We start from the raw sequence: 22,847 nt of genomic DNA, 5'->3' as shown, positions 1-22,847 counted from the left end.
TCTGGTGCGTGCTCTTTTACGAACATTGGCTAAACGGACATTAGATTTTATTCAAGTGGGATAAAATTATCTTGAAAGCAAGCGGGAAATCGGATACAATCTAACTAATATTTAATGTTTTTTTAATCTATACCTATTCTAGCCTTGAGGAGGTCGCAAAATGTTCAAACTAGAGCTTAGGCACTTTATAAAGAATCACCGCTTTGTCTACTTACTCTTAATCTTGCCACTTGTGACCATGCTAGGGCTAGGACTATATCGTGGACAGGTTAGTCATGACCTAAGACATCAAGAGCGTCAACAGGCCAATCGTTTGGCTTCAGATTTGAACTGGTCCATCTCCAACATGCAAAGGCAGGGGGTATCAGAGGAAAATCCACTTTTAGTTAGCTTGAAGGAAGCAGAAAAGACACGTTTTGATTACAGTGTGGCGGCCTATTATGAAGAATGGGATCGAGTGAACCAGGACAAGCTCTCTATATGGAGAACCCTATTAGCTCTCAATAATCAGGGTAAGGAGTTATTGAGTATCTCGCGTCAACAGATAGAAGCAGAATTACCTGTTATCGAATGGCAAGTCAATTACCAAATAGGTCGCTTGGATGTTAAGACAACGCGAGAATCCAGCTATCTAATGACACAACTCTCTCCTTATTTATTGGGAATTCCACTACTTTTGCTGTTCTCATATTTAGTAGGATTACCACTTCTAAGAGATTTCTTCGCTAATCAGCAGGCTTTTCTCAAAACTTTACCTATACCTTATAGTCGCTTGCTAAGCCGACGCTTAGGTGTATTCTTGTGCCTGGGACTAGGCTATGGTTTGTCGATTGCAGTTGGGTGGGCTATCTATCATGTTCTTTTTGACCAACTTCCCCTTACGGCTTTACTTCATTATCCTATGGCACCTGGTTGGCCCCTGTGGCAGGGAATCTTGGCTCTCTATCTATTCTGGTTAGGGCTGGTAATTCTTTTCTGGCTTATTTTGCTACTTATTAATCGATGGGTACAAGAGCTTTTATTAGTTTGGCTAGGTCTAGGTGTATCGGTTACTTTATTAGCTGAGTTTAGTCGCCTCTTTGACTTCTATCCTTTTTATTCTATTTTTAGCTACTGGGATATTAATGGTTTTGTTTTACACCAGTCAAGCCTAGAATTTTTCTATACAGTGGTAATTCTTTTCGGTCTCTTACTTGGTGTCTGGCGGGTGATAGTAACCCTATCCTATGTAGTACTTAAACGTGGTCGAGCGCGTCGCCGTTACGACTTATCTTCTAGCCGTTTCCAAACAAGTTTTGAATGGCTAAAGCTATTACGAGGTCACCTTTGGTGGCAAATTTGCTTGTGCATCTTGGCCTTTTTCCTCTATTATGGTGTTTCACAGGGGATTCAGTACCATCAATTACAAGCAGCTAACATTGCGCAAAAATCTGAGTTTCTTAAGATTAATCTGAGTGATTATCGTCAGGCCTATCCAACGGAAGAACTCTATCAGGCAGCGCTAGCAAGTTTTCAACGCCAAGAAGCTCTTGTTGAGGAACTTAAACAAGGGAAAACCAAGTTAGCCACGGAAATGGAGTACGATGAACTGAAAGAGGATGTTGACTTCCTACAAGGCAAAGGTGATAGAACTTTATTGCCGATCCGTGACTGGATTTTTATGCCGAATGCATACATCAATTATCAGTTAGCCGAGTGGAAACGAAATTATGGGATTGATTTTCAGCTACCTGGTGGTCCATATTGGACGCTCTATATTCCAAATTATGAGCAATCACCAAGAAGTGGTGAGGACCAGCCACCACTTTCGATTGATATTGCGGTCTTTGAAACCTATCTAGCGCGTGTCAGCAAGCCTATGAAATCTTATACTGCACTAGGAATAGTCGGTAACTTATTTGAAGATCGTCTATATTTAGGACTCTGGGTTATTTTAGTAATCTTCCTAGTAGCGCCTACTGTGCTAGATAAAGAAACCGGACGCTGGCGATTCCAGGCAACCTTGCCTCTAGCAAGGAAGCATCTCCTTAAATTGCGTCGACGCTTAAGCCTTCAACAGCTGTTTCTACTAATGCTAGGGTCAGTTATCTTACTTGCCTTGACTGGTAGTTTAATAGCAGGTTTAGGCCATATTCAGCTACCTCAGGTCAGATATTTAGTAGATGGCCAACAGTGGGGTGGTTTGATTGGTCAGCGCTTTCGTGTGCCAAGTACTCATCAATTTTTTGAGATAATGCCTAGCTGGTATTACTATCTAGAGGCTTTATCACTGTTTGTTGCTGTTACTTACTTTATTAATAGCCTTTGCCATTTTGTTGCTAGATGGGTTAAGTCGACTGCAATCTATATTAGTTTAGTCGCTGGAATCTTAGGTATTGGTTATGGGGCAACTCTCTTATTGCCGAGTCTGGCACAGGCTATGAGTCCCTTCCGTTACTTGGATTTAGCCCCGGTATTGGACGGACGCCTCTCTGTTTCTTTAGGTCAAGGTCTTTTGACTCATTGGACTGGCCTAGTAGTCTGTGGTCTTGCAGGCTTGTTTTTGAATATATGCTTGCATTCTACTCTGAAAGGACGTGACCAAGTATGATTGAAGTAAAAAATCTTAGTGTTTCCTACGGCAGTAAAGCGATTTTGAAGCAGCTAAATTTTCAGATTAAGGCCGGGGAGGTAGTAGGCTTAGTAGGACCTAATGGTGCAGGTAAAACGACCTTGCTGTCAGCCTTAACGGGCTTATTGCCATATTCGGAGGGACAAGTAAAGGTAGCTGGGCTTTACATGCCAGCAGGTAAAGCTCTTTATCGTAAGATTGGGTTCATGCAAGATAATAGTGTTCTCTATCCACAACTAACGGGTTACGACCACCTTCAGTATATAGCCTTAGCCCAGGGACTCTCCAAAGAGAGCATTATTGAAACGGCCGAGCGTGTAGGAATGATAGGGTATCTAGATCAAGCAGTAGGGACCTATTCCTTGGGAATGAAGCAACATTTGCTCTTTGCCTGTGCTATTCTCCACCGGCCACAAGTACTCTTTCTGGATGAACCTTACAATGGTTTAGATCCTACTAGCCTGATTCGGATTCGTGAGTTAGTGATGCAACTTAATCGCGAAGAGGGGATGACGGTATTGATTTCTTCGCATAATCTTGACGAAATCGACCGAATGACTCGCCGAATTCTATTCGTCAAAGAAGGCAAAATTATTGAACGCACTTTGGCCCAAAGTGAAACGAGTGACTATGTGGTAACTGTTCAAGAAAAGTTAGCCGATGATTGGATTCGCCGCTTATCGGATCATAGCTTTCTTGTATCTGCCTCTCAACTGAGCCAAGCTTTAGGTGATTTGGAACGAGTGGGATTGACTCTGATAGGAGTGGAGCCTCGCCAGTTTGGCAGTGAACAGGTCTACCGTGAACTTTTCGAAGTGAAATGATGATAAAAAGGCAAGCAAGCTATCTAGCTACTTGCCTTTTATTGCTGTCTGGGGCAAGCTCACTACTTGAAAATACGAACAAATTTTCGTATACTAGAGGAGAAGTATGACAGGGGAGAGGAGGGGCATCATGCGCTATGGGATTTTAGAGTTTAAGGATCCGGTGCCGGACACATCACGAAAGATACTGCATGTGGATATGGATGCCTTCTATGCCAATGTCGAGGCGCGGGATAATCCAGCGATTGCTCACAAACCTATTGTGATTGCCAAGCATCCTAAGTTAACTGGTGGCCGGGGCATCGTCTCTACTTGCAACTATAAGGCTCGTGAATATGGCATCCATTCGGCCATGACGGCTGCTGAAGCCTTTAAACGTTGTCCCCATGCGGTCTTTATTGCGGGCGATTGGTCTCACTATCAGGAAGTGTCTCAGCAGATTCGGGCGATTTTTGCCCAGTACACGGACTTGATTGAGCCCATGTCCCTGGACGAGGCCTACCTGGATGTGACCCATAATAAGCTGGGCATCCAAAGTGCGACCTACTTAGCCCAGCGTATTCAAGCTCAAATTAAGGCAGAACTCAACCTAACCTGTTCGATTGGGGTGTCCTATAACAAGTTCCTAGCCAAAATTGCCTCTGACTACCGTAAGCCCTTTGGCATTACGGTGGTGACACCTGATCAAGCCTTGGAATTTTTAGATGACCTACCCATTGATAAGTTCTATGGGGTGGGGCGGCAGTCAGTACCTTATTTTCACCAGAGGGGGATTATGACAGGGGCGGATTTGCGAGCAATTGAATTAGAAGACCTGATTGAACATTTTGGTAAAATGGGAAAATCCCTCTACTACAAGGTGCGGGGGGTCCATGATGCGCCAGTCCAGCCCCATCGTGAGCGCAAGTCCATTGGCAAGGAGACTACCTTCATTCAGTTTCTGGCGGAAGAAGAGGGGGTTCTAGATGCCTTGACCCAGCTGACTAAGCGGGTGGTGGCAATCTTAAAGGCCAAGAATTTCCACGCCCAGACCGTGACGCTTAAGATTCGCTATGATGATTTCGAGACCTTAACGCGTCAACTATCCTTGGGCTCTCCTAGCCAAGATGTGGAGGTGATTAGCCAAGCGGTGCAGGAACTCTGGGAGCTTCATGGGCATCTGCATAAGACTGTTCGCCTACTAGGTGTCTCAACGGCTGGGCTAATTCAGCTCGATAAGGTCAATACACAATTATCTTTTGAAAAAATGTAAAACAGGTCTGTTACTTTTTAAAATAACTGTTATAATATGAAGTATAACAGTTATTTTGTGTCTAAAGAGAAGGTGACTATATGGCAACCAAACATGATCTGATTATCCAATACATTGAATCCCTCCCCATCGGGGATAAAATCTCGGTTCGAGGGATTGCCAAGCATCTCAAGATGAGTGAAGGGACGGCCTATCGGGCCATTAAGGACGCCGAAGTACTAGGGATTGTCTCGACCATTGAGCGGGTTGGGACCATTCGTATTGAGAAGAAGCAAAAATATTCGCCGGAAATGCTAACCTTTGGTGAAGTGGTGCAAATTATTGAAGGAGAGGTCCAAGGCGGCAGCCAAGGGCTAACCCAACATCTGTCTAAATTCATCATTGGGGCCATGACCAAGGACGCTATGGAGCGTTACTTTACTGATGATTCCTTGATTATTGTGGGGAACCGGGAAGACGTCCAACTCTTTGCCTTGGAAAAGGGCGTGGCGGTACTCATTACCGGGGGCTTCAAGGCCAGTGACCAGGTCATTAGTTTGGCCAATGAACGTAATTTGCCAGTGATTTCCACCACCTTCGATACCTTTACGGTAGCGACCATCATCAACCGGTCCATGGCGGATCAGATGATTAAGAAGGAAATCATGACCATTCGGGATATCTACACACCACTGTCTCAGGTGCCACTTCTAGCGCCAAGTGATTCGGTAGCTGACTTCAATCGCTTAATGGAAGAAACGGGACAGGAACGTTTTCCTGTCTGCTATAACCAACGTTTGATTGGGGTGGTGGCCGCTAAGGATGTCCAAGGTAAGCAAGAGTCCATTCAGTTGGAGCGGGTCATGACCAAGAATCCGGTGACTGTTAAGACGCATATGTCGGTGGCCAGTGTCTCGCATAAGATGATTTGGCAGGATATCGAGATGATTCCGGTGGTAGAAGATAATCTTCAACTGCTTGGGGTGGTGACGCGTGAGGAAGTCTCCAAGGCCATTCAAGTGGTCCAACAGCAACCGCAAATGGTGCATACCTTTGAAGAAGACATTACGGCCCAGTTAGAAGAGGCCAGTGAAGTCACGGACTATGATTTCCAAGCCTTCGTACAACCTCAGATGATTGGCAACTTTGGGACGATTTCCTATGGGGTTCTGACTGAACTGATTGCCCAAGTGACGGATCGCAAGGTCTTTGAGTTGACACATCTCAACAGTGTTATCGAGAAGATTGACCTTCATTATTTCAACCTCATCCAAATCGGCAATGAAATTCAATTTAAGGGTCATGTCTTCAACCACAACCGTCGGGCGGCCCTAACCCAGGTGGATGTTTTCCACGAGAATAGTCTGGTGGCCAAGGCCATTATTACCAGCCAAATGATTGAACGTAACTAAGTTTAGCGAGTAAGGAAGTAGAAAACTACTATGTATATTGAACATCACGAGGCACAAGCCCTCATCCAATTAATTCAAGCAGCCCAAACCATTATCATTCACCGTCATGTGAGGCCTGATCCGGATGCTATCGGCTCCCAATTAGGACTCAAGTCGCTGATTGAATCGACTTTCCCTGACAAACGCGTCTTAGCGGCCGGCACGACAACTCAAGGGCTCAAGTGGATTGGCGCCATGGACAAGGTGACAGCCGCCGACTACCAAGGTGCCCTGGTTATTGTCTGTGATACCGCCAACCAACCTCGGATTGACGGCGATCATTATGACAAGGGTGCGACTTTGGTCAAAATTGACCACCATCCTCCTGTTGATGACTACGGGCAACTTCAAATTGTCCACCCGATTGCCAGTTCAACTTGCGAGATCATTGCCGAAATCAGTCGCCACCTAGGTGACCAGCTGCCTATGCAGGATCAAGCAGCGCGCCTGCTCTATACTGGTATGGTATCTGATACGGCTCGCTTCCTCTATGAGTCAACCACCTCACGGACCTTGGAAGTCGCCGCTTGGCTTAAACAATATGACTTCTCATCCTTTGAGATTAGTGACCGTTTTATGCGATTGAGTTTTGAAGAAGCCAAATTCCAAGGACATATCTATGAGACCATGTCCATTAATGAAGCAGGTATCGCCTGGGTGACTATTAGCCAAGAAGACATTAAGGCTTTTGGTATTAGTGAAGAACAAACTCAGATTGCGGTGACCTTGCCGGGTCGTATCGAAGGCGTCATGTCTTGGGTCATTTTCGTTCAACAAGAAGGCAATGGCGACCACTATCGTTGCCGTATTCGTTCCAAAGGGCCTGTCATCAACGGGATTGCAGCCAATTATGATGGCGGTGGCCATCCCATGGCTAGTGGCGCTAATGCCCATAGTTTAGCTGAGCGACAAGCCATTGTAGAAGAGTTAACGCAAGCTGTTCTAGCATATCGCCAAGAGCTTGAGCAAGAAGTTTAACATGATGAAGAAAACCCATTATATCATATATGATATAATGGGTTTTTTGTGTCTGGAAAGATGGAGCCAGTGGTCCACTCGGCGGAGTGGACCACTAGCACGCCAAGAAAGTGGCAGATTTCCCTCAAAAAGCAACAAATATCCAGAGCTAGTGGCCCACTCCGTTGAGTGGACCACTGGCGTGTCAAGAAAGTGGCAGATTTCCCTCAAAAAGTCACAAATGTCCAGAGCTAGTGGTCCACTCGGCGGAGTGGACCACTAGCATGCCAAGAAAGTAGTCGATTGCCTCAAAAGCGTCACAAAACCCAGAGTCAGTGGCACACTTTTCAAAGTAGACCACTAGCTCAAAGACAGCAAAAAAGAGTTTAGGCTCAAGTCCTAAACTCTTTTCATCTTATTTAAGGAGCCATTCAAAACCGTCGCGGGCTAAGAGGTCGTCGGCTTCTTGAGGGCCATGACTGCCAGCTGGATACTGGGCTAGTGGTGTCTTAGTATCAGCAGTCCAATAGGCTTGAATATTATCCAAGAATTTCCAGGCAGCGGCCACTTCACACCATTGAGTAAAGTGTTCGCGATCACCTTGGCTAGCTTCGAAAATTAAGCGTGCGTAGTCATCTGGACTTTCTGCCAATTCTTCTGAATTGTAGCGGAAGCTAAGTGGCACGCGGTGGCTATCCTGGCTGTAGCCAATGGCTTTTGTGTTGAGCCAGAGAGTGTAGCCCAGGTCAGGGGCGATTTCAATGCGGAGCTGGTCGCCTTCCAAGCCTTCTTGGGTTGGACGATAGAGGACATCCACCATGGTTGCCTTCTGATTGAGGCGCTTGCCGGTCCGCAGATAGAAAGGAACACCTTCCCATTCTGGCAAATCTAGCATCACTTTGGCAGCAAAATAGGTTTCAGTACGGGATGTAGGATCAACGCCTTCTTCTTCCAGATAGCCCTTGAGGTCGCCTTGAGCGCTGTATTGGCCACGAACTACACTCGCTTGACATTCTTGAGCGTCAGAATAGTGATGTAGGTTGGCTAGGCTACGATATTTAGCTGCCTGAATATCTGCTGTTTGGTTGGAGGCAGGTTCTGCCATGGTAAGCAGGGCGAGCAGTTGGAGCATGTGGTTTTGAACCATGTCGCGGCTAGCGCCAGAGTGGTCGTAATAGCCAGCTCGTTCTTCAACCCCCACCATTTCAGGTAAGGAAATTTGGATGCTGGCGATATGATCCTTATTCCAGGTATGACGGAAAAGTTGGTTGTGGAAACGCAAGTGGTAGAGGGCTTGAACCAGTTCTTTACCCAGATAGTGGTCAATACGGTAGATTTGCGATTCATCGAAGGCCACGTTGAGTTTATCTTGCAATTCTTGAGCAGAAGCTAGGTCATGCCCAAATGGTTTTTCGATAATGAGGCGGTTAAAGCCTGATGCCAAAAGACCTTGCGATTTAATATGCTCAGCAATAATAGGGAAGAAGGTGGGGGACATGGACAGGTAGAAGAGGCGATTACCTTGGGTTTGGTAAGTGGCATCGAGCCGGTCCGCTAATTGCTTGAGTTGGTCATAGTGTTCGGTATTTTGAACATCGTGGGATAGATAATAGAAGTGGGAGGCGAATTCCTGAACGTGGTCAGGGCTAAGCGCCTGAGCGCCTACACTGTCTACAATGACTTGACGGAAATACTCATCAGACCATGGACGACGGGCAGTCCCAATCAAAGCAAAATTCTGAGATAGACGGCCACTGCGATAGAGTTGGTAAATAGCAGGGTAGAGCTTGCGGAAAGCCAAGTCACCCGTAGCCCCAAAGAGGGTTAAAAGGATAGGTTGTTCTTTCATGGGATACCTCCAATTCATTCACTTGTATTATAACCTATCAGTCCTAGATTAGACAATGTAGGTGCTTGGAACAAGCAACTTTTTTGTGGCAAAGTTCCTCTTGCGAGAAAAGGGTGGACTGGGTATAATAAAGGAACACATGGCTCAGAGACCTGTGACATTATATGATGAGCAAGATCATGTTATAAGGAGGCCTTTCGCCTATGAAAGATTTTTTGACAACTACTCAGTCCGCGCCGCCTGCCATTTCCTTGGGCTGGTTCTTGGTCATTGTCGGACTTTTGGTCGCGCTCGGTTGGACAACCTTACGAAAATATCGCGATCCTGCCTATGTTAAGACCTTCCGAATTATACAAATTATCCAATTGACCGTTCTCTATACCTGGTATGTGGTTTATTCCCTACCTATCTCAAATAGCTTGCCACTTTATCATTGTCGTTTGGCCATGTTTGCCCTGGTTCTATGGCCAGGCAAATCGCGTTTCAAGCAATATTTCGCTTTACTCGGGGCTAGTGGTGCCTTCTTCGCCTTGGTCTATCCGGTTTTCGACCCCTATGATTTCCCGCATGTTACCAGTTTTTCTTTCTTAGTGGGACACTATGCCTTGTGGGTCAATGCCCTTATTTACCTCTTCAAAAATTATCAACCTAATCTACTCAAGCGCTGGCAATTGGCAGTTATCACTTTGGCGATTAATGCCGGTTTAGTGCTGGTTAATATACTGACAGGTGGCAATTATGGCTTGCTCAGTGAACCACCTTTTATAACGGGTAGCCCACTCTGGGTGATTTATTTAGCAGTCAGTTTGGTCTTAATTGTGGCCCTACTTGTAGCAGACTACCTAGTGGCCAACTGGAAGGCCAAACAAGCCTTAAGACCTCAGGAAATTTATCTTGAAAACTAAGTTTCAAGCACCTAGTTAGCTAGGTGCTTTTTATATGGCTTTAGAAGTGGTTGATTGGCTGACTTATAAAAAATGTATAAAACGCTAAACCTTAAGCAATCCTACTAGCCTAAGGCTTCAGGGATAGGCTATAATAAAAGAAGTGAAAAAGGCCTGCAAAAAAAATGCGATAGCTAGGCTTTTGGTCTATATATATAAGGAGGGGTATGATGAGGGCAGAACTTATTTCAGTCGGAACAGAACTTTTGATGGGTTATGTGGTCAACAGTAATGCGAGTGATATTGCTAAGCAATTATTAGCCATTGGCATTGGCACTTATTATCAGCAGACAGTGGGGGATAACTGGGAGCGTATGACCCAAGCCTTAGCACTAGCGCACTCGCGTTCAGACTTGGTCATTTTAACTGGCGGTCTGGGTCCTACTCATGATGATATTACCAAGCAAGTGGTGGCGGCCTTTGTTGGGACAACCTTGGAAGAGGATCCGCGCCAACTGGCTAAGTTAAACCAGCATTTAGCTCATGAGGGGCAGGAATGTGTGCCAATTGACTTGCTGCAGGTTCTTACTTTGAAAGGGGGCAAGGCCCTGTGGAATGCCTATGGCTTAGCATGTGGTTCTGTCTACCAACATGAAGGGGTGACCTACATTCTCTTGCCTGGTCCGCCTTATGAGATGAATCAAATGCTCAAGCAAGAAGTCCTACCGGATTTAGCTAAACAGTTAGGTAAGCAAGAGGCCATGGAGTCGCTCTATCTTAATTTTTTTGGCATTGGGGAATCTAAACTAGCCCAAATTTTGGCCCAACCCATTGCAGAGCAAAGCAATCCTACCCTAGGGCTCTATGCCAAGCCACGTCATATCGCGGTGCGTTTGACAGCCAATGCTGCAACCTCCCAAGGCGCTCATGCCCTTAATCAGGCCTTGGCTCAGGAGCTTATTGGCCTGGCTGGCGATTATTATATGGGGCAGGGGGAAGACTTTGATTTCGCGGGCTATGTCTTAGGTAAAATGGCAGAAGGAGGTCAGCGACTAGTAAGTCTAGAAGGCTTTACCTATGGTCAGCTAGCAAGTCGCCTACGCCAGCAAGATCCTGAGGCGGCTGTTTACCAGCGAGGCTATATTCAAGAAGTGACAGCAGCAAACTTAGAAGCGAGTTTAGCCTCTCTAAGTCAAGACTTAGCACAAGACACTTTCTGCTTAGTCAACTATCAGCAAGATCAAGATCAGGCAATGCTGATTTTAGTCAAACCGTCAGGCCAACGCCTAGAGCGACCAGTCTACCTAGGCCAGCGACCTTACCAGGTTCAGGCTAGCATTGTCGTCTATGAAGCTTTAAGCCTCTTACATAAGCATTTGAGCTAAAATAAAAGAATCAGAACAAATGTTCTTGTTTTACTTGCTTTTTGCTGAGATTTTAGGTAAACTATAGAAGAGTTCAGAAAGAGGAGATGTTAAAGAATGAATGAAGACCGCAAAAAAGCCCTAGATAAGGCCCTAAAAGATATTGAAAAAAGCTTTGGTAAGGGCTCCATCATGCGTCTGGGTGAAAAAGTCGACACCAAAATTTCGACCATTCCGTCAGGTTCCCTGGCTTTAGATATTGCTTTAGGGGTAGGTGGCTATCCACGAGGCCGAATTATTGAATGTTATGGTCCAGAGTCTTCTGGTAAGACTACTGTGGCCCTCCATGCAATTGCCGAAGTACAAAAACAAGGAGGCTTGGCTGCCTTCATTGATGCTGAGCATGCCTTGGACCCAGATTATGCTGCCGCTTTAGGGGTTAACATTGATGAGTTACTCTTGTCCCAACCAGATACAGGTGAACAAGGCTTGGCTATCGCCGATGCCTTGGTAACATCAGGGGCGGTTGACATCATCGTCATTGACTCGGTTGCAGCCTTGGTACCACGCGCTGAAATCGATGGGGAGATGGGGGATGCCCATGTTGGCTTACAAGCCCGTCTCATGTCCCAAGCGCTTCGTAAATTATCCGGTAATGTCAACAAGACCAAAACCATCTGCTTCTTCATCAACCAATTGCGTGAAAAAGTAGGGATTATGTTCGGGAACCCTGAGACGACACCAGGTGGTCGTGCCCTCAAATTCTACTCAACTGTTCGTTTAGAAGTGCGTAAGGCTGAGTTGATTAAGAACGGTAGCGAAGTGATTGGTAGCCGTGCAAAAATTAAGGTTGTTAAGAACAAGGTGGCGCCACCATTTAAGGAAGCCCTAGTAGACATTGTCTACGGTAAAGGGATTTCTAAGGTGGGTGAGCTAGTCGATATGGCAGCTGATTTAGATATTGTCAACAAGGCAGGCTCTTGGTACTCCTACGGCGAGGCTCGTATTGGGCAAGGTCGTGAAGCTGCTAAACAATACCTCTTGGACAACCCAGAAGTACAAGCAGAAATCGAAGCTCGTGTTCGGGCTCACTATAAGATTGGCGAAGCACCTGAGACTAATGAAGAAGCTCAAGTGGCTTTAGGTGGACTTTTCCAAGAATAAGATAAAAAGGATGTGGCCGGAAGTCTTCCAGCCACATTTTTTCAAAGGCAAATAAAAAGTCCGCCATCTGGCGGACTTTTTTTAGTTAGGCGCTAGCAATTTCCAATGGTTTGCGATACTTTTTAAGCCAAGTCTGGTCTAAGACGAAGGCAGCAATACCTAAGAGACTGACAGCTAAACCAATCCATACAGGCAATGGGAAGTAGTGAAGGGTAATGGTGTGGTCGCCCTTCTTAATTGGAATAGCCAGTAGGGTGTCATTCAAGACTGAGATGCCTTGGACAGGTTGGCCATTATCCGTAATGCGCCAGTGCTTGTCGTAAGGGATGGTGAAGAGCAGATAGCCTTCTTCTTGTTCAGTATTAATGGTACCCGTAATCTTATTGTGTTTGAAGCTCGTTACTTTAAAGAGATGGTCCTTCTTGCTAGCAATCATAGCATCATAGCGTGCCTTATCAAACTCGTAGAGTTTTGGTAGGTTAGCTTTCAATTCTGGTTTTTCAAGACGAACCTTGAGTTCTTGATTATCCTGAATTTTCTTGTAGGACGCGTTAGTGATTTGGCGATAGGAGAAGGTCCCATAGAAGTGGTAGGCTTCGCTGTTAAGGTCTAGCTTGGTTTTCTCACCATCGTATTGACTAGGAAGGGTGAAGTAGTAAGGATTTTCGCTAGTCGTATTAAAGCGGAAGCTGAAGTAGTGAGGTAGTTTTGGCTTGGTCGGATCACTGTCATTTGCTTCGCTATTACGTGAATAGGTCATATAATCCCCGTCACCGCGGTTGGTGATGGTGACATTGACAGGCGATTCTTCCTTAAGTTCATGCTCAGTAAAGTATGGCTTGCCGTTACCCTTATAGTCCACGAGGCTGAGGAGGTATTCTTGGTTCTGAATAGGTTGATGGTTAACCAAAGGATCAGATAGGAAGGTCAATTGCTTTGAAACTTCAATCCCCAAGCCCAGACGTTCAGTATTCTCATGCACCACATAACGCGGTTGACTATCAATGGTTGGGTAGGCTTGAATATCCAAATCAGTCGCCACTTGATAAAGTTTATACTGATCAGGCAAGGTATTGGCTGCCGTATCTTTGGAAGGGTCCAAGAGATAGCGGATATTGAAGAAGTCATCGGTGAAGAGGGTCCCGTTAGTATACTCTACAACCCCAGATGTCTGAGGCAGCCCCAAATAACCAAAGAGTTTAGGAGCATTAGCATCAATGGTAGAGCCAAAGTGGTTCATCCCATTGAAATGGGTGTACATGGCCTCATTCTTAGAACGTTGGTAGGTGGTATGAATTCGGTAGAAGTCATCCGATGGGTTTCGCAGTCCTGTAAGAGACTGGTCTAAAATCGAAACATAGTCATTAAACTTAGAAAGTTGAACGTAACTGAGCTCTTGCAGAATCAAGGCACCATTGGTGAAAATCTCGCAGGCTACAACCGCTAGTAAGGCTACTTGCATGAGCTTAGGCATGAGAAACTCGAAGTGCAAGACTAGAATAATCAAGAGGGCAAAAATCAAGCTTAAGAGTAGGTTGGCTTCAATCTTGGTTGTCCCTAGGTTATTAAAGTCGATATTGATAGCACTGAGTTTGAGGAACTTGTAATCGGCCATGCGCCCATAATAATAGTAGGTGTAGACCGTGACACCGACAATCATCAGGATACTTTGCCAGTAGGCCAAGGTCTGACGGCGATTTTGGAAGGCTTTGAGGGCCAAAATGATGAGGAAGAAGGTGGTCAAGAAAGAGAAGCGGAAGTGGTACCAGATTGGGAACTGGCCACCATGCCATAAACGGTCAAAAATCTTGAAGTGGAATCCTAAATAGAAAGGAATCAAGACCACAATGGCTGCAATTTTTTCTTGCCAACGAATCTTGCGGATGAAGAAGTAGTAGACAACGAAGAGACTGACTAGGATAGAAGAGTAGAGGTTTGGCGAGCCTTTCTTGATTTCGTCGAAAACGAAGGAGCCAAGGAAAAGTTTGGAACCAATCGCCTCTAGATTATGGGCCACATCCCAGTTCCAGTCGGTCTTGGTATGGGTTGCTTTACTGCTGAGCAAGGCCATAAAGGTGGGGATCAACATCATGGCACTAATGGCAGCCCCCATCAGAGACTGGATGACGAAGTCACTATAGTGTTGGATAAAGGATTTAATGGTCACCTTAGGGAACTTCTCGAAGATGACATAGCCGGCATAGAAGGCTAGGAAGATACACATCATAAAGCCAATGTAGTAGTTAGAAATCAGGCTGACGGCCAACATAATGACATAGAGCTTGCTGCGACGTTGAGTCATGATGCGGTCTAGACCTAGCGCAATCAGTGGCAGGAAGACTAAGACGTCAAACCACATGATGTTGAGCATATAGGTAAAGGTATAGCTCATTAAGGCATAGGCATTGGCAAAGAGGCTGCCCATAACCGTATTGGTATGATATTTTTTGCGAGCAAAGTAGAAAAAGGTCAGGCTAGCCCCGGCTAGTTTGAGATAGGTTAAAAGAGTCACGCCGACAGCTAGGTGCTGCTCATCGAAGAGGAGCAAGACTAGGTTAAAGGGACTCATAAGATAATAAGCCCATACCCCAATCATTTCTCCCCCGTAGCCCTTTTGGAAGCTATAGAGGAATTGCTCTGGCGTCTGAGTCAGAGTCTGCCGGAAGAGACTGAAGAAGTCGATATACTGTTGGCCCAAGTCGATAGTTAGCATGGAATTGGAGCCAAAAGGCGCAAATCCTTTGAAAAGGGCCAAACCAAGTAGAATAAGTGTGGTTAAGCCCAGGTTTAATAGATATGGTTTGTAGCGTACGAAGCGTTGCAACGCGCGCTGGTTCACGTGCTGGTTCATATATACCTCCAATGATTTATTACATTCCCACTTATTCTACCAAATTTTAAGCCTAATAGCATCCTCTAAACAACTAGATTTTTAGCTTTTTTTATGGATTTACGATGAACTATTATCTTTTGGCGGATTCTTTTGGTATAATAGAAGAGCTTAAAATGTTATGAAGGGAATGGAGAGCTGAAATGCCACGTTATAAGTTAAAGAAACCAAAGAATAAATCCCATATTCCCTTTCGTTTGAACCTACTATTAATGATATCCTTTTTATGTTTTGCGGCCCTCTTCATAAGACTGGGCTATATCCAACTCTATAATGGACAGATGTTCAAACGAATGGTTGAAAGGACCGAGTCGACAACCTCGACAGGTTCTGTGCCACGGGGGATGATTTACGACAGTAATGGGAAAGTCCTGGTCGGTAACCAGCCTGAACGGGCTATTCTTTATACCCGTGACAGTGATTCTAAAGTTCAAGCCAAGGATATTATTGCGGTAGCTCGAAGACTAGCCTCCTTAGTTGATGTACCAACTCAAGAAGTGACGGAGCGGGACCGCAAGGATTACTTCTTAGTGACCAATCCTGATACAGTCAATGGACGTTTGACGGCTGAACAACGCAAATTAGCGGGTTCTGAAGCCTATGAAGCACAATTGGGGACCGTGACAGAAGACGATATTCAATACTCAGAGTCTGAACTTAAAATTATTGCCCTCTTCAAACGTATGAACAGCGCCTTCTCGCTGTCAACAGTAACTGTTAAGAATAAAAATGTGACGCCTGATGAAGTTGCACGGGTTAGTGAACACTTGGGTGAGTTACCAGGCATTCAAGTTGGGACTGACTGGCAACGGGTATACCCGCAAGGAGAAATGATGCGTTCTATTCTGGGACAAGTCTCCTCTGAACAACGAGGTTTACCAAGTGAACTGGCTCCTATGTACTTGGCGCGTGGCTATGCCATGAATGACCGGGTAGGGATCAGTTATCTAGAAAAACAATACGAAGACGTTTTACATGGTGCAAAGTCGGTATCTAAGATTGTAACCGACTCTTCCGATGATGTTTTGGCTAAACAAGTCGTCTACGAAGGCTCCAAGGGTGACAACTTAGTCATGACCATGGACATCGATTTCCAGAAGAAATTAGAAGAGATTGCCGAAAGCTCGCTTAAGAAAATTGAAAACCGTGGTTTGAACGATCGGGTTTACATTGCAGTGCTTAACCCCAATAATGGGGATGTTTTAGCTCTGGTTGGTAAACGATTCAAATACAACCAAGCGACCGACTCTTATGATTATGATACCATCGAAGATGACACCTTGGGGACTCTCAACACCTCCTATGGTATGGGGTCTTCGGTTAAGCCTGCCATGGTGGCTATGGGTTACATGTCGGGCGCGCTCAGCCTAAATAATAATACCATCTTGGATGAACCAATGAAGTTCCAGGGCTCTGCTGAAAAGAGTTCCGTCTTCAACCGTACGGGTCAAGTCAATATTAATGATATTGAAGCCTTGCAAAAATCTTCCAACATCTACATGATTAAGACCGCCATGAGAATGGGTGGACAGAACGAATATACTAAGGACGGTAAGTTGGATATCGATCCTAAGACTTTGGATACCATGCGTGAGTACTTTGCCGAGTTTGGTTTAGGAACTAAGACTGGGATTGATATTCCGAGCGAGTCTGTTGGATACTTACCTGAGTCAGAACAACTGGTTAACATCTTGTTCTTGTCTTTTGGGCAGTTTGACTTGTATACGCCGCTGCAACTGGTTCAATATGCTAGCGTCATTGCCAACGGTGGGGTTCGTTATGCGCCACGTTTGGTTAAGGAAATCCGCAATACAGATGCCAATGGACATCTAGGTGGAGTAGAAACGACAATTGAACCTAAGGTCATGAACGTAGTGCCAGTTGAAAAAACTGTTATGGATCGCATTCACGAAGGGATGTATCAAGTTTCCCATACAATGGACGGGTCAGCTCATTACCTCTTCATGAATTACCCTATCAAGGTTGGGTCTAAGACAGGGACGGACGAAGCCTTCTATGCTGGCCCAATCCAGTATGCCGCCAATAATCCAGTGACTAATGCCACCTATATCGGTTATGCGCCTTATGATAAGCCTGAAATTGCGGTCAGCGTGGTCTTACCTTATCTACCAGCTGACGCAACCGGTCGTGATTCTACCCGAATTGCCCGGGATGTCATGAATGCTTATTTCGAAACGAGAGAAGCAACGCGCTCAACAATTGAAAGTTACAAACCAAACCAACCATAAGCTGGAGGGGCTGGAACCTAAGTTCCAGTCCCTTTTTTGGACTTTAGCTACTATTAGTTTACTCGTAAGAGACCAAAATTAGGTGTCTACTTGTTAACTATTTATGTAAGCTCTATAAAAAATGAGTGCCGGCGTATATTTTTGTGCCTAACTTTGTTATAATAAAAGAGTAGTATTGAGATGAAGGAGGCGGGTTAGTTGCCACAAGCATTAATTATTTATGCAAGCTTGACCGGAAACACTGAAGCCTGTGCAGATATTCTGGCAGAAGCCCTAGAAGAACACGGGGTTGAGGTCACCCTGCATGATGTCATGCAAGCCGAGGCAGCAGACTTTGAAGACTATGACTGCTGTATCGCGGGAGCCTATACCTATGGTGTGGACGGTGTCTTGCCTGATGAAATGTTAGACTTTTCTGAAGACTTAGGTCAATTAGACTTATCAGGTAAGGTCTTTGGGGTCTTTGGTTCCGGGGACGAGTTCTATGAAGTCTTCTGTGGGGCAGTTGATACCCTGGAAGAACAATTTAAGAAAGCAGGAGCTCGGCAAGCTGGCGCTAGCGTCAAGGTGAACCTCTACCCGGAAGATGAGGCCGTGACCGAATTAGAACGTCTGGCGCAAGATTTAGCTGACGCTTTAGCTGACAATTAATAATAAGATAGATACAAGGAGGAACTTATGACTTTAGCAAATTTTGATGAATTATTAGCCAAATACGCCCATCTCTTAATCAAGAAGGGCTTGAACGTAGGGACAGGAGATTATGTCCACATCAATACCGATGTTAACCAAATTCAATTGACTCACCTCTTGGTCAAGCAAGCCTATGAAGCAGGGGCAGCCCATGTTGCCGTAGACTTCTCAGACGACACCTTGACTCGCCTCAAATACGAACATGAAAGCACAGAAACCTTGTGCGAGGTACCTGACTATGCTGTAGCTAAGGCAGAATACTTTTTGGAAAAACGTGCTAAGCGCCTTGCCTTACGCTCAACTGACCCTAACAACCTATCTGGTTTAGACGCTCAGAAAATTAGTGCGTCACAACGTGCCTTGCGTTCAGCTATTGCCCATGTGTCAACCGCTATCCAAGCGAATGAAGTGAGTTGGTTGGTAGCGGCAGGGGCTGCACCAGCTTGGGCGGCAGTCGTCTTTCCTGACTTAGGCTCAAGTCAAGAGCAAGTAGATGCCCTCTGGGATGCTATCTTCAAGGCCAACCGTATCTATGCTGACGATCCAATCGCTGCTTGGGATCAACATGTTGCAACCTTAGATCAAAAAGCTAAGTTCTTGAACGATACGCAATTTGATGCCCTGCACTATACGGGGCCAGGGACTGACTTAATCTTGGGCTTGCCTAAAAACCATGTCTGGGAAAGCGCTGGTTCGCTTAACCGTAAAGGTGAAATCTTCATTGCTAACATGCCAACAGAAGAAGTCTTCACAGCACCTGATTTCCGTCGGGCTGAAGGCTATGTTTCAAGCTCTAAGCCACTAGCTTACGGTGGGACGGTTATCGAAGGCATGAAGTTTACCTTCAAGGACGGTCAAATTGTGGAAGTATCAGCTGAAAAAGGGGAAGAAACGCTCAAACGCCTGGTAGAAGAAAATGAAGGGGCGCGTGGCTTAGGGGAAGTTGCCCTGGTTGCTCACAAAACGCCAATTTCTCAATCAGGTATTACCTTCTTCAATACCCTCTTCGACGAAAATGCCTCCAACCACTTAGCAATCGGGCAAGCCTATGCAACCTCGGTACAAGGTGGGACTGACATGAGTCAAGAAGAATTGGCACAAGCAGGTCTCAACCGATCCATTGTCCACGTGGACTTTATGATTGGGAATGAACATATGGATATTGACGGAATCAAGGCAGATGGGACTCGCGTCCCTATCTTCCGCAAAGGCGAATGGGCCTACTAGGCTAGAGAGGATGTAAAAGATGCCGACACACGATGCAAGCCAAGACCTTAGCCGTAAGATTAATCGGCGCCTGACCCGTAGTGGTTGGGTCTATATGCTAGGCCTAGTGGCTTTCCTCTTTGTAGCCATCTACGCCTTCAATCAACTCTTTCAATTGCCGATGAAGAAGAAAACAGCTGAAATTGAAAGTCTCAATAGTCGTATCGAAGAAATGGAGTCACGTCTAGAACAAGTAGAGGCTAGCCTCTCCATTGAAGTACCATCTGAATAGGCCATAGGCCATCAAACTTCATGAAAAGGAGCAAGGGAAATGGTAAAAGTTAAGAAAGCAGTCATTCCGGCCGCAGGTTATGGGACGCGCTTCCTGCCGGCCACCAAGGCTATGGCTAAGGAAATGTTACCTATTGTGGATAAACCAACCATTCAATTTATTGTGGAAGAAGCCATTGAAGCAGGGATTGAAGATATCCTAATCGTCACTGGTAAGAGCAAACGTCCTATTGAAGACCACTTTGACTCTAACATTGAATTGGAAGAACACCTACGTAAGCAAGGTAAGGATGATTTGCTGGAATTGGTTAAACCAACCAATGTCAACCTTTTCTTCGTTCGCCAATCTTATCCTAAGGGCTTGGGGCATGCCATTCTGCAAGCCAAAGCCTTTGTAGGCAATGAGCCCTTTGTGGTCATGCTAGGGGATGACATTATGCAGGGTCAGGAGCCCCTAACTAAGCAATTGATTGATGTCTATGAGAAGACACATGCCTCTAACATTGCAGTCATGGAAGTACCTCATGAAGAGACGTCTAAGTATGGGATTATCGCACCTGAGCGTGAGCTAGAAGATGGTATCTACAATGTTGAATATTTTGTAGAAAAGCCTAAACCAGAAGATGCCCCAAGTGACCTAGCCATTATTGGGCGCTACTTGTTGACGCCTGAGATTTTTGACATCTTAGAAAATCAAGCGCCGGGTGCAGGTGGTGAAATCCAGTTGACCGATGCCATTGATACCCTTAACAAGACCCAAAGAGTCTTTGCTAAACGCTTTGATGGCAAACGTTATGATATCGGTAATAAGTTAGGTTTCTTGGAAATGAGTATTGAGTATGGGCTTAAACACCCAGAAATCAAAGAAGGTCTGCGCGACTATCTCTTAGACATTGCCGAGAATTTAGAATAATTAGATTAAGAGGTTGAAATCTTGCTTTCAGCCTCTTTTCTTATGTCGGCTTTGGAGTAAGGAGGAAGCTAAGGGTGAGGTGTAAATAAATATCGTAATAATTGTCGCAACATTTTGAAGTCGCTCATAAACCCTTTCGTAGCTTGAAAGATAAGGGCGTTACTATCTGGTAACTAAATCTAAAAAAACTATAAAATTCTGATTTAGGACTCTCTCTTGGCCTTAAAATGTGCTATAATGAGACTGTTCAATAAAAATATGTAATAGGGGTGTTCCTATGGCAATTCTCGTAACAGGTGGAGCAGGGTATATCGGTAGTCATACCGTCGTGGAATTATTAGCTGCTGGCCATGAAGTTGTAATTGTTGATAATTTTTCTAATTCAAAACCAGAAGTATTAAATCGTATTCGCCAAATCTCAGGTAAGGACTTTGCCTTTTATGAGGTGGATGTTTTAGACAAGGACGCTATGCGCCAAGTCTTCAAGGAGAATAAAATCCAAGCTGTTATTCATTTCTCAGGTTATAAAGCTGTTGGGGAATCAGTAGCAGAACCAATCAAGTACTACCACAATAACGTAGGTGGTGCCATCGCTCTAGTGGAAGTTATGAATGAATTTGGAGTAAAACATATTGTCTTCTCTAGTTCGGCAACCGTCTATGGGCTCAATAATCCGTCGCCTTTAACCGAAGATATGCCGACGCATACTGCTAACAGCCCTTATGGCTCAACCATGGTGATGAAAGAGCAGATTTTCCGCGACCTAGCAGCGTCAGATCCAGACTGGTCCATTACCATCCTGCGCTACTTTAACCCAATTGGGGCCCATGCCTCTGGCCGTATTGGTGAAGACCCACAAGGGATTCCTAATAACTTAATGCCTTATATTACCCAAGTGGCGGTTGGCAAATTACCTGCCCTCAGTGTCTTTGGGGATGACTACCCAACGCCTGATGGGACTGGGGTTCGGGACTACATCCACGTAGTGGACTTATCACTCGGTCACCTCAAGGCCTTAGACCGCAACTTGACAGTAAAAGGGGTCGAAACCTATAACCTAGGGACCGGCGAAGGCTATAGTGTCTTGGACTTAATCAAGGCCTTCGAAGAAGCCAATGGCATTAAGGTCAATTATAAGATTGTCGATCGCCGTCCTGGTGATGTGGCAACCTGCTATTCTGATGCTAGCCGGGCTAACCAACTCTTGGGCTGGTATGCTCAACGGAACTTGGTCGATATGTGCCGGGATTCTTGGAAATGGCAGAAAGAAAACCCACAAGGTTATGATGTTGCCTCTCAAGCATAAGATGGAGGACTGTTTTGAAAGAAAGACGTACAAAACGGTCAATGCCTTCTTCCTATTATGAGTACGATAATCGTAACTATCGGCGTAGTCGCCTGTTAGTGCTGATTATCTTCTTCTTGATGATTATTGGAGTAGTTTGTTTCTTCTATGTAAGTTTTGTCATACGGAACATCAGCTCAGCCTATGAACCTTTAGTTGAAGTGGTAAGTAGCTCAGCTAATGCTGAATCGAGCTTGCCAGAGCGTATTCGAGAGCGTAAACCCCTGACCCTCTTGTGGTTAGGTGTGGATGATAATGAATCGGGACGCTTGGTCTCAGAGGAGACGCGTTTGATTAGCCTCAGTCTGTTGGAAGTAGGGCAAGGAGAGAGCACCCGACTACAGATTCCGAGTGAATCCACGCTTAAGGAAGGGGCTAGTCTACCAGCTGGTAAATTAGGTCAAGTTTTCATGATGAAACCATTACAATCAATTGAAAAAGCAACACAAGAGTTGCTTAATGTGCCGATTGATTATACAATAGAAGTCAGGTTTTCTAAGCTTCGCCCCCTAATTGATCGATTGGGTGGCGTCACCTTAGTGCCTAAGCAGGATTTTGTCTTGGAAAATCGTCTCCTGGCCAAGGGCCAAGAGGTGAAATTGACAGGGCGTGAAGTCTATGTTTATTTGGCTCGTCAGACGGATGAGACCTCTCTCAGCCAAGGCCAAAGACAAATGGATGTCTTAGAAGGACTTATCAATCACCTAGCTAATTGGCAGAAAGTGCCAAGTTTAGACAAGGAAGTTGCGCTTCTGCAAGAAGCCATCCGGACAGATATGACTTTTGATGAATTTTTGGACTTGTTCCGGGCGGGTTACTTCAGTCAAATGACGGAAGCCCCTATGTCAATTGTCAACCTAGACGCCGACAGCCAGCATGTCTTGCTCCAACAGTTACAAGAGAAGTTGGAAAATAATTAAGGAAT

17 protein-coding genes are annotated in these 22,847 nt (G+C 45.3%); 15 read left to right on the top strand and 2 right to left on the bottom strand.

Annotated elements, in window-relative coordinates; genetic code table 11:
• Positions 1-160 precede the first annotated feature (160 nt).
• The 5 genes from V7R82_RS06310 (at position 161) to V7R82_RS06290 (ending at position 7,095) form a co-directional block, all read left to right on the top strand.
• Complete coding sequence (locus V7R82_RS06310; RefSeq protein WP_338541992.1) at positions 161-2,590, top strand: hypothetical protein; 2,430 nt, start codon at positions 161-163, stop codon at positions 2,588-2,590.
• Entirely contained in the window at positions 2,587-3,435 is an 849-nt protein-coding gene (locus V7R82_RS06305; RefSeq protein ID WP_338541990.1) for an ABC transporter ATP-binding protein, read from the top strand. Before V7R82_RS06310 ends, V7R82_RS06305 begins: the two co-directional genes overlap by 4 nt.
• 130 nt (positions 3,436-3,565) lie before the next feature.
• Positions 3,566-4,687, top strand: a complete 1,122-nt coding sequence (dinB, locus tag V7R82_RS06300) for a DNA polymerase IV (RefSeq protein WP_070755346.1) — start codon at positions 3,566-3,568, stop codon at positions 4,685-4,687.
• 80 nt (positions 4,688-4,767) lie between these two features.
• Positions 4,768-6,078 (top strand): DRTGG domain-containing protein, encoded by a 1,311-nt coding sequence (locus tag V7R82_RS06295; RefSeq protein ID WP_314062775.1) that lies wholly within the window; start codon positions 4,768-4,770, stop codon positions 6,076-6,078.
• 30 nt (positions 6,079-6,108) lie between these two features.
• Positions 6,109-7,095 (top strand): bifunctional oligoribonuclease/PAP phosphatase NrnA, encoded by a 987-nt coding sequence (locus V7R82_RS06290; RefSeq protein ID WP_338541986.1) that lies wholly within the window; start codon positions 6,109-6,111, stop codon positions 7,093-7,095.
• A gap of 394 nt (positions 7,096-7,489) precedes the next feature.
• Here the strand turns inward: V7R82_RS06290 and zwf are convergent, their stop codons facing one another.
• Positions 7,490-8,923 carry a glucose-6-phosphate dehydrogenase gene (zwf, locus tag V7R82_RS06285; RefSeq protein ID WP_338541984.1) on the bottom strand — a complete coding sequence of 478 codons (1,434 nt, stop codon included), beginning with the start codon at positions 8,921-8,923 and terminating at the stop codon, positions 7,490-7,492.
• 203 nt (positions 8,924-9,126) lie between these two features.
• Here zwf and V7R82_RS06280 point away from each other — a divergent pair, with 203 nt between their 5' ends.
• The 3 genes from V7R82_RS06280 (at position 9,127) to recA (ending at position 12,335) form a co-directional block, all read left to right on the top strand.
• Complete coding sequence (locus V7R82_RS06280; RefSeq protein WP_338541982.1) at positions 9,127-9,828, top strand: TIGR02206 family membrane protein; 702 nt, start codon at positions 9,127-9,129, stop codon at positions 9,826-9,828.
• Positions 9,829-10,037: 209 nt separating this feature from the next.
• On the top strand, positions 10,038-11,192 hold the full coding sequence (locus tag V7R82_RS06275) for a molybdopterin-binding protein (RefSeq protein ID WP_338541980.1): 1,155 nt from the start codon (positions 10,038-10,040) through the stop codon (positions 11,190-11,192).
• Positions 11,193-11,288: 96 nt separating this feature from the next.
• Positions 11,289-12,335 (top strand): recombinase RecA, encoded by a 1,047-nt coding sequence (gene recA / locus V7R82_RS06270; RefSeq protein ID WP_070755352.1) that lies wholly within the window; start codon positions 11,289-11,291, stop codon positions 12,333-12,335.
• Positions 12,336-12,420: 85 nt separating this feature from the next.
• Here recA and V7R82_RS06265 read toward each other — a convergent pair whose 3' ends face one another.
• On the bottom strand, positions 12,421-15,186 hold the full coding sequence (locus V7R82_RS06265; RefSeq protein ID WP_338541978.1) for a YfhO family protein: 2,766 nt from the start codon (positions 15,184-15,186) through the stop codon (positions 12,421-12,423).
• Positions 15,187-15,368: 182 nt separating this feature from the next.
• On the opposite strand from V7R82_RS06265, the gene V7R82_RS06260 reads away from it, so the two are divergent.
• The 7 genes from V7R82_RS06260 (at position 15,369) to V7R82_RS06230 (ending at position 22,842) form a co-directional block, all read left to right on the top strand.
• A complete protein-coding gene (locus tag V7R82_RS06260; protein WP_338541976.1) occupies positions 15,369-17,474 on the top strand; it encodes a penicillin-binding protein 2 in 2,106 nt (701 codons plus the stop codon).
• A gap of 198 nt (positions 17,475-17,672) precedes the next feature.
• Positions 17,673-18,125, top strand: coding sequence for a flavodoxin (locus V7R82_RS06255; protein WP_314976056.1), 453 nt, complete (start codon positions 17,673-17,675; stop codon positions 18,123-18,125).
• Between the two features lie 27 nt (positions 18,126-18,152).
• Entirely contained in the window at positions 18,153-19,394 is a 1,242-nt protein-coding gene (locus V7R82_RS06250) for an aminopeptidase (protein ID WP_338541973.1), read from the top strand.
• A 19-nt stretch (positions 19,395-19,413) separates the two neighbouring features.
• Positions 19,414-19,665 (top strand): hypothetical protein, encoded by a 252-nt coding sequence (locus tag V7R82_RS06245; RefSeq protein WP_023390911.1) that lies wholly within the window; start codon positions 19,414-19,416, stop codon positions 19,663-19,665.
• 39 nt (positions 19,666-19,704) lie between these two features.
• Positions 19,705-20,577, top strand: coding sequence for a UTP--glucose-1-phosphate uridylyltransferase GalU (gene galU, locus V7R82_RS06240; RefSeq protein ID WP_023390910.1), 873 nt, complete (start codon positions 19,705-19,707; stop codon positions 20,575-20,577).
• Between the two features lie 277 nt (positions 20,578-20,854).
• Complete coding sequence (galE, locus tag V7R82_RS06235; protein WP_314062805.1) at positions 20,855-21,883, top strand: UDP-glucose 4-epimerase GalE; 1,029 nt, start codon at positions 20,855-20,857, stop codon at positions 21,881-21,883.
• Positions 21,884-21,897: 14 nt separating this feature from the next.
• Positions 21,898-22,842 (top strand): LCP family protein, encoded by a 945-nt coding sequence (locus V7R82_RS06230; RefSeq protein WP_338541971.1) that lies wholly within the window; start codon positions 21,898-21,900, stop codon positions 22,840-22,842.
• Positions 22,843-22,847 lie beyond the last annotated feature (5 nt).

This window comes from Abiotrophia defectiva ATCC 49176 (assembly GCF_037041345.1).
In the GTDB taxonomy this organism is placed as follows: Bacteria; Bacillota; Bacilli; order Lactobacillales; family Aerococcaceae; genus Abiotrophia.
Note: the sequence above shows the minus strand (reverse complement) of the source record. Positions and strands in the feature narration are given on the sequence as shown.